5 protein-coding genes and 1 pseudogene are annotated in these 6,000 nt (G+C 70.6%); all 6 read right to left on the bottom strand.

Translation table 11 applies throughout. The features are described 5' to 3' along the window. Window positions 1–438: pseudogene (locus tag A3Q37_RS14990) on the bottom strand (5,6-dimethylbenzimidazole synthase); the annotation flags it as partial. Window positions 439–769: 331 nt separating this feature from the next. Further along, entirely contained in the window at window positions 770–2,008 is a 1,239-nt protein-coding gene (cbiE, locus tag A3Q37_RS14985) for a precorrin-6y C5,15-methyltransferase (decarboxylating) subunit CbiE (protein WP_065484094.1), read from the bottom strand. A 111-nt stretch (window positions 2,009–2,119) separates the two neighbouring features. After that, window positions 2,120–2,806 carry a GNAT family N-acetyltransferase gene (locus tag A3Q37_RS14980; protein WP_065484086.1) on the bottom strand — a complete coding sequence of 229 codons (687 nt, stop codon included), beginning with the start codon at window positions 2,804–2,806 and terminating at the stop codon, window positions 2,120–2,122. A gap of 102 nt (window positions 2,807–2,908) precedes the next feature. Next, the gene (locus tag A3Q37_RS14975) at window positions 2,909–3,775 is read right to left on the bottom strand and encodes a MetQ/NlpA family ABC transporter substrate-binding protein (RefSeq protein WP_065484078.1); all 867 of its coding nucleotides are present in this window, start codon (window positions 3,773–3,775) and stop codon (window positions 2,909–2,911) included. An 86-nt stretch (window positions 3,776–3,861) separates the two neighbouring features. After that, window positions 3,862–4,533, bottom strand: a complete 672-nt coding sequence (locus A3Q37_RS14970) for a methionine ABC transporter permease (protein WP_030799984.1) — start codon at window positions 4,531–4,533, stop codon at window positions 3,862–3,864. Further along, window positions 4,530–5,609, bottom strand: coding sequence for a methionine ABC transporter ATP-binding protein (locus A3Q37_RS14965; RefSeq protein WP_065484069.1), 1,080 nt, complete (start codon window positions 5,607–5,609; stop codon window positions 4,530–4,532). The genes A3Q37_RS14970 and A3Q37_RS14965 overlap by 4 nt, the downstream gene beginning before the upstream one ends. Window positions 5,610–6,000 lie beyond the last annotated feature (391 nt).

The raw sequence follows: 6,000 nt of genomic DNA, 5'->3' as shown, positions 1-6,000 counted from the left end.
GGGGCGGCGCGCGGGGGCGGGGGCTGCATGCGCGCCCACCGGTGCGGGCGCGGGCGCCGGGATGCGTACGCCGTTGAGGTCGACGGAACCGGAGTCGCGGCCACCGGTCTCGTGCGTGCTGGGCGGCTCCACGGCGGGGGCCGCCTGGACCTGCTGCGCGGAAACCTGCGACTGGGGCGGCACCGGACCGTGTTCGGCCACGGGCGGCCGCGCCGTCGCCGGCTGCGCGACGGGCTGGCCCTGCGCGGGGGCCGGGGCGGCCTGCGGGTCGCTCCAGGCACCCTGGGAGGTCGGCATCAGCAGAAGGTCGTCGTCCTCGGGGGTGTGCTCGGAGGGGTCGAGGAAGGTGTGCGCGTCCGGGGCGGGGATGCCCGGCTGCTCCACCATGCCTGCGTTCTCCGGCAGTCCCTCGCCCGGGATCTGGCCGGTGTCAGTCATGCGTACCCCTCGCCCATCGTCAGTGCTCCTTCGGCCCTTCGCCCGGGACGCCGAACCACGGCACGCCGGTGCTCGTCATCAAGAACGAGCGGGCTCGCCGCGCGGCACGAAACGCCCGCGGGCTTCTATTCTCGCGGCCGTTCGCCGCCGCGACAGGCAGTTCTGCCACGGCTCACTGTGGACTGCGCCACGTTGCGCGTCCCCCGGGTGGTGCCGTACCACAGTGCGGACCAAAACAGTCCACTTTTCCGGACATTGACGAATGAAACGACGAACGCCCGGGCGCGGTACAACAATCGGCCAGCCTACCTCGCGTACCGGGCGTAACGGATCAGGGGGCGAGGTCCGAACGGCCCGCGGAGAGAAGGAACACGACGGACCTCTCGCGCTCGGTCCACACCTCGGTGTCCAGGTCGACGGACTGGAGCAGCGAGCATGCGACGGTGTAGCCGTTGCCGGTGAGGGCCGCGCCGAGCGCCTCGGCCTCGTCCCGGTTGGAGGCGTGCGTGACGATGCGTTCCGGCCGCCGGTCCACGACGGCCCGGACCACGGGGACTCCCCCGCCGCCGATCCGTACGACGTCGGGTTCGGGCAGCCGTTCCAGGACGTGCGGGGCGCTGCCGCGGACGACCTGGACGGGGACGCCGAAGGCGCGGGCGGCGGCCTCGGTGCGGGCGCAGGCGGCCGGGTCGGCGTCCACGGCGAGGACCGCCGCGCCGAAGCGGGCCGCCTCGACGGCGAGGGCGCCGCTGCCGGAGCCGATGTCCCAGAGCAGGTCGCCGGTGCGGGGTCCGAGGCGGGCGAGCTGGGCGGCGCGCAGGCCGGGGAACTCGCCCTCGCCGGACTCCTGCATGCGTTCGGCCCCGGCGGCCCGGTAGGCCTGGGCGGGCAGGGCCCAGCCGCGTATGCCCTGGGGGTAGGCGGGCAGGCGGCCGGCGATCCAGGCGCCGGCCGCGGTGGTCTCGGGTCCGCTGCCGATGACGATGACGACGTTGGGGTCGCGCCAGGCGTGGTCGGCGGCCTTGTCGGAGGTGAGGACGGTGACGCGTTCGCGGTCGGTGCCCAGTTCCTCGCAGATGACGAAGGTGCGGTGGATGCCGTCGAGGAGGAGGGCCAGTTCGGCGGGGCCCGCGCCCGGTGAGGTGAGGACGGCGACCTTGTGGTGGGCCCGGCAGACGTTGACCGCGCGGCGCAGGGTGCGGGGGTGGGCGACGACGATCTGGGCGTCGTCCCACGGCATGCCGGCCCGGGCGAAGGCGGTGGCGACGGAGGAGACGGCGGGGACGACCTCGACCTCCAGGCCGTGTTCGCGGGCGCGCAGGGTGCGGACCACGCCGAAGAAGCCGGGGTCGCCGTCGGCGAGGACCACGGCGCTGCCGCGGTGTCCGGCGATCCTGCGGGCGGCGAGGTCGACGCTGCCGAGGCGGATGCGTTCGGCGTTCGGCGGCACTTCCGGCAGGGCGAGGTGGTGTGCGGCGCCGGCGACGAGCGTGGCGGCCGAGAGCGCGGCCGTGGCCGCTCCGGGCAGTGGCGAGCCGTCCCAGCCGATCACCGTGACCCGGTCGGCCATCGTCGTCTGTCTCCTGGGGTGTCGGAGGGTTCGGGGGGTTGCCCGTGCGGTGCCTGGCAGGGGTGAGGGTATCCGGTCCGGACCTTTGGCCCTGCGGGGGGCCTCGGGGTTCTACTTCCAGTCGTTGTACGTGCCGTAGCCGCCGGCGTCCGCGAGCTGTTCGGCGACCCCTTCGAGGTCCTCGGGGAGGAGTCCCCAGACGATCAGGTCGGTGCGGATGTCGGTCCAGCCGCCGTCGGTGCCGTTCTCGGTGCGGGTGCGGGCGATACGGGCGTTGCGCAGGACGCCCTCGCTGATGCAGCCGAGCTTCTGGGCGACCTGCTGGGAGGCGGTGTTGTCGGCGGGGGTGCGCAGCTCGATGCGTTCGAAGCCCTGGTCGCGGAAGAGCCATTCGGCTATGGCGAGCACGGATTCGGTGGCGTACCCCTCACCGCGGGCCCAGGGGGCGGTGATGTAGCGGACCTCGGTGGCCAGCGTGCGCCAGTCGGTGTTGAGGAGGCGGACGCTGCCGACGAGCCGCTGGGTGAGGAATTCGGTGACGGCGAGGGCGATGCCCTGGCCGCTGGTGCGTTCCGCCGGGGCGATCCTTCGGACCCAGCGTTCGGCGTCGACCTGGGTGTACGGGTTCGGGCCGTCCATCCAGGCGGTGACCAGCTCGTCGTTCATCATCTCGATGTACGCGGGGATGTCGGCCATCTCGAAGGGGCGCATCACCAACCTGTCCGTGCTGATGGAGATGGACGGAAAGGTGGTAGTCATGCGCAGCTCCATGCCGAAGACCGGGTAAAAGCACAGCATGCAGCATCGGGTGGGCCTTGTGCATGGGCGGGTCGGCACGACGGAGCCCCGCGCCTCCGGTGAGGAAGGTGCGGGGCTCCGTCGGCAAGTGCCGGGCCGGTGTCAGGACTTGGCGGGGGCGCCGAAGGCCGGGACGATCGAGCCCTGGTAGGTGTCCTCGATGAACTTCTTGACCTCGTCGGAGTTGAGGAGCTTGGCGAGCTTCTCGACGCGCGGGTCGTTCTCGTTGCCGTCCTTGACCGCCAGGAAGTTGGCGTACGGGTTGCCCTCGGCCTTCTCCAGGGCGATGGAGTCCTTGCCGGGCTTCAGCTCGGCCTCGATGGCGTAGTTGCCGTTGATGACGGCGGCGTCCACGTCGTTCAGGGCGCGGGGCACGGTGGCGGCCTCCAGCTCCTTGAACTCCAGGCCCTTCCTGTCGGCGATGTCGCTCAGCTTGGCGGCGCTGCCGACGCCGTCCTTGAGCGTGATCAGGCCGTTCTCGGCGAGCAGCTGGAGGGCGCGGCCGCCGTTGGTGGTGTCGTTGGGGATGGCTATGGTCTGGCCGGACTTGATGTCCTTGACGTCCTTGATCTTCTTGGAGTAGAGACCGAGGGGCTCCAGGTGCACGTTGACGACCGGGACGATGGTCGTGTCGTTCTTCGCGTTGAAGTCGTCCAGGTAGGGCTTGTGCTGGAAGAAGTTGGCGTCGACCTGGCCGCTCTGGGTGGCGGTGTTCGGCAGGACGTAGTCCGTGAACTCCTTGACCTCCAGCTTGAGGCCTTCCTTGTCCGCCAGGTTCTTCTTGACGAAGTTCAGGATGTCGGCGTGCGGCGTCGGGGACGCGGCGACGACGAGGGCCTTGGAGGTGTCGGCGTTGGCGCCGGTCTCGCTCTTGGAGGCCGGGTCGGAGGACGTACCGCAGGCGCTGAGGCCGATGGCGAGGGCGGCGGTGGCGGCGGCAGCTGCGGTGATCTTGATGTTCTTGCGCACGAAAAGTGCCTCTTTCTTACTGGTGGTGCGCCCGGACAAGGAGTTCGGGCTCGGTGGGGACGGAAAGTTCTGGGGGGGGCGGAGCCTCAGGAGGCGGTGCGGCCGCGGCGGGCCAGCAGCCGGACGGTGAGGTCGCCGATCAGCTGGATCACGGTGACGATGACGATCAGCAGCGCGACGGTGATCAGCATGAACTGGTTGTCGAAGCGCTGGAATCCGTAGGTGACGGCCTTGGAGCCGAGCCCTTCGCCGCCGACCGCGCCGGCCATCGCGGAGTAGCCGATGAGCACGATGAGGGTGGTGGTGACGCCGGAGACGAGCGAGGGCAGGGCCTGCGGGAGGAGCACCTTGCGGACGATCGTGGGGATGGAGCCGCCCATCGACTGGACCGCTTCGACGAGCCCGTGGTCGACCTCGCGGATCGCCGTCTCGACGAGCCGGGCGAAGAACGGGATGGCGCCGACGGCGAGCGGCACGATCATCGCGGTGGGGCCGATGAAGGTGCCGACGACCCAGGTGGTGAAGGGGATCAGGGCGATCAGCAGGATGATGAAGGGCAGCGAGCGGCCGATGTTCACGATCACGCCGATGACCTTGTTCACCACGGTGTTCTGGAGCAGTCCGCCCTTGTCGGTGAGGACCAGCAGAACACCGAGCGGCAGTCCGCCGACGACGGTGACCAGGGCGGACCACAGCACCATGTAGAGGGTGTCGTAGGTGCCCTGGGTCAGCAGGGGCTGCATTTCGGACCAGGTCACTTGACGGCCTCCTTGGTGATCGCGGCGGGCGTCTGCTCCGGTACGAGGGGGGCCGCGGCGGTCGCGACGGGCTCGCCGTCGACGACCTCGGCCTGGAGGCCCTGTTCGCGCAGGAAGCCGATGGGGACGACGTTCTCCTCGAACCGGCCGGGCAGCTCGATGCGCATCCGGCCGATCTGCTTGCCGCCGACGGTGTCCATCGCGGCGCCGAGGATCGAGATGTCGATGTTGTACGTCCGCGAGAGCTGGGAGATGACCGGCTGGGAGGCCGACTCCCCCTGGAAGGTGACGTCGACGACCGTACGGTCCGGGCCGGAGGCGGTGCCGCCGACCGGGAACAGCTCCTGGGCCAGTTCGGAGCCGGGGGTGGCGAGGAGTTCGCCGACGGTCCCGGACTCGACGATCCGGCCGCGCTGCATGAGCGCCGCGGAGTCGCAGATGGTCTTGACGACGTCCATCTCGTGGGTGATGAGCAGGACCGTGAGGCCGAGCTGCTGGTTGAGGTCGCGCAGCAGCTGGAGGATGGAGCGGGTGGTCTCGGGGTCGAGCGCGGAGGTCGCCTCGTCGGAGAGCAGCACCTGGGGGTCGCCCGCGAGGGCGCGGGCTATGCCGACGCGCTGCTTCTGGCCGCCGGAGAGCTGACCGGGGTAGGACTTCGCCTTGTCGGCGAGGCCGACCAGGTCGAGCAGCTCCTTGGCCTTGCGGGTGCGCGCCTGGCCGGAGACGCCGAGGATCTCCAGCGGCAGTTCGATGTTGTCCAGGACGGTGCGGGAGTCCAGCAGGTTGAAGTGCTGGAAGACCATGCCGATGCGGGTACGCGCCCGGCGCAGCTCGGCGCTCGCCCGCCAGCCGCGGCCGGCGAGGGCGGTGAGGTCCTGGCCGGCCACCGTCACGGTGCCGGAGGTGGGGCGTTCCAGGAGGTTGACGCAGCGGATGAGGGAGGACTTGCCGGCGCCGCTCTGTCCGATGACGCCGTACACCTCGCCTTCGCGGACGTGCAGGTCGACGCCGTCGAGTGCGGTGACCTCACGGTCGCGCGACTGGTAGACCTTCGTGAGGCCCGTCGTGGTGATCACAGGGGGTTTCCGTCACTGTCGAGTGCGCGGCGCGGTGTCCGCCGGGCACGGGGCATTCGTCGAGGAGACTGTTCGGGCTGGTGGGCCGGGTGATGTCTCGGCATGACTGAGGCGGCGATCGGCCGGGGGTCAGCACATGCGCGGGCAGGCTCGTTCCAGGGACTGCGAACGGCACAGGCTCGGTCTCGCTTCGGGGCGCGAGGCTCAGGCGGGGGCCCTCAGAAGGCGCGCATTCGACACATACAACGAGCACCGGGCGTGCTGATCGCCTCGGTCGCAAGGGTGCGGCTGCTCGTCGTGGTCATGGGCCCAAGTAAAACAGACGTGAGGTCGCCGCGATCCCGGCTGTCCGCATAGCGGACAGTGCTGGATGGTCGGACGCTCGTCTTCC

Origin of the sequence: Streptomyces sp. PTY087I2 (genome assembly GCF_001687325.1) — a bacterium.
Lineage (GTDB): Bacteria > Actinomycetota > Actinomycetes > Streptomycetales > Streptomycetaceae > Streptomyces.
The sequence above is the reverse complement of the archived record's forward strand: the minus strand, read 5'-3'. Positions and strand labels throughout refer to the sequence as shown.

Coding starts and splice junctions, on each gene's coding strand:
- cbiE (WP_065484094.1), bottom strand. CDS start 2,008: ATGGCCGACCGGGTCACGGTGATCGGCTGGGACGGCTCGCCACTGCCC.
- A3Q37_RS14980 (WP_065484086.1), bottom strand. CDS start 2,806: ATGCTGTGCTTTTACCCGGTCTTCGGCATGGAGCTGCGCATGACTACC.